General features: G+C 72.0%; 1 protein-coding gene. It reads left to right on the top strand.

The window, feature by feature from the left end; translation table 11 throughout:
• A partial coding sequence (locus tag ACWPXE_RS33260; RefSeq protein WP_454021301.1) for a beta strand repeat-containing protein occupies positions 1-2,219 on the top strand: 2,219 nt, incomplete at both ends.

Here is a 2,219-nt window from a genome sequence, read left to right as displayed (position 1 = left end):
CGGCGGGTCCGGAGACGATTTGCTGGACGGCGGCAGCGAGAACGACACGCTCTACGGCGGCTCCGGCAACGACACGCTGATCGGCGACAGCAACGAAGACGTTCTGTATGGCGGGCTGGGCGACGACCTTCTGGACGGCGGCACCAACGCCAACACGCTCTATGGCGGGGCGGGCGACGACACGCTGCTGGGGGGCGGCAACGAGGACCTTCTGGACGGCGGCAGCGGCGATGACCGCATCATCACGGGAACCGGCAACGACAGCATCCGCGGCGGCGCCGGCAGCGACTGGATCGACTCCGGAGAGAACGACGACACCATCGACGCGGGCAGCGGAAACGACCTCGTCCTTGCGGGCGGCGGCGCGGACCGCATCACCGCGGGCGATGGCGACGACACGGTCTATAGCGACGGCGGCGGCGACCATGTGGACGGCGGCGACGGCAACGACGTTCTGTATGGCGGCGAGGGCGACGACACGCTGCTGGGCGGCGCCGGGAACGACCGGCTGGGCGAGGGCGGCTCCTACTGGAGCAACGACCGCTACGACGGTGGGGATGGCGACGACACGCTGGAGGGCGGCTTCGGCAGCGACACGCTGATCGGAGGGGCGGGCAACGACAGCCTCAGAGTCGGCGACGACTACAACGGCGACCTTCTGGACGGGGGTGACGGCGACGACACGTTGGTCGGCGGAATGGGCGACGACACGCTGACCGGCGGCGACGGCGACGACGTTCTGACCGGCGGCGGCGGGCACAACGTCCTGATCGGTGGCGACGGTATCGACACCGTCGATTTCGGGGCGGGCTCCGGACCTATCGCCGTGGACCTCTCCAACGGGGGCGTGCAGCACGGCGGCTGGATGAGCGAAAGCCTGTCCGGGATCGAGAATGTCCGGGGTGGGGCCGGCAACGACACGCTGATCGGCGACGCGGGCGACAACCAGTTCTCCGGCGGGGCCGGCGACGACAGCCTGGACGGAGCCGCCGGGAACGACAGCCTGGAGGGCGGCGCCGGGGCCGACACGCTGATCGGCGGCGAGGGCACCGATACCGTCGCCTACAGCGGATCGGCCAGCGGCGTCACGGTCGATCTGGCCGCAAGCACCGGGGCCGGCGGCGACGCCGAGGGGGACCGGATCAGCGGGGTCGAGGACATCATCGGCTCCAGCCACGACGACCGCCTGACGGGCGACGGCGGCGCCAACCGCATTGACGGTGCGGCGGGTGACGACACGCTGGACGGCGGGGCTGGGGCGGACACGCTGATCGGTGGCGAGGGCGCCGATACCGCGGACTATTCGGCCTCTCCGGAGGCGGTGACCGTCGATCTCGACGCCGGAACGGGCCATGGCGGCGATGCGGAGGGGGACATCCTGACCGGCATCGAGAACGTCATCGGCTCCGCCTTCGGCGACCGTCTGACTGGCAACGGCGGCGGCAACCGGCTCGACGGTGGTGCCGACGACGACACGCTGGCCGGTGGCGCCGGGGCGGACACGCTGGTCGGCGGCGAGGGCACCGACACCGCGGATTATTCGGCCTCGGCGGTGGCGGTCACCGTCAACCTGACGACCGGGCTTGGCAGCGGCGGCAACGCGCAGGGCGACCGGCTGAGCGGGATCGAAAACTTGCTCGGCTCGGACGGCAACGACCGGCTGACGGGCGACGCCGGAGGCAACCGGATCGACGGGCGGGCGGGCAACGACACCCTGGCCGGCCTGGGCGGGGCCGACACGCTGATCGGCGGGGCTGGAACCGACACCGCGGATTACTCGGCCTCGACCGCCGCGGTGACCGTCGATCTCGCCACCGGGACCGGCCTGGGCGGCGATGCGGAGGGGGATGTTCTGGCCGGCATCGAGAACGTCACCGGTTCCAGCCGCAACGATCGGCTGACGGGCGACGGCGGGGCCAACCGGCTCGACGGCGCTGCGGGAGACGACACGCTGGTCGGTGGTGCGGGCGCCGACACTCTGGTCGGCGGTGCGGGCACCGACACCGCGGACTATTCCGCCTCCACCGCCGGGGTGACGGTCAGTCTGGCGAGCGGCACGGGAACCGGCGGCGATGCGCAGGGTGATCGGCTGTCGGGGATCGAGAATCTGCTCGGCTCCGGCGGCAACGACCGGCTGACCGGCGACGCCAACCGCAACCGCCTGGACGGGCAGGACGGCAACGACACGCTGGCCGGCCTGGGCGGGGCCGACACGCTGA

This window comes from Azospirillum sp. Marseille-Q6669 (genome assembly GCF_965111635.1).
Note: the sequence above shows the minus strand (reverse complement) of the source record. Positions and strands in the feature narration are given on the sequence as shown.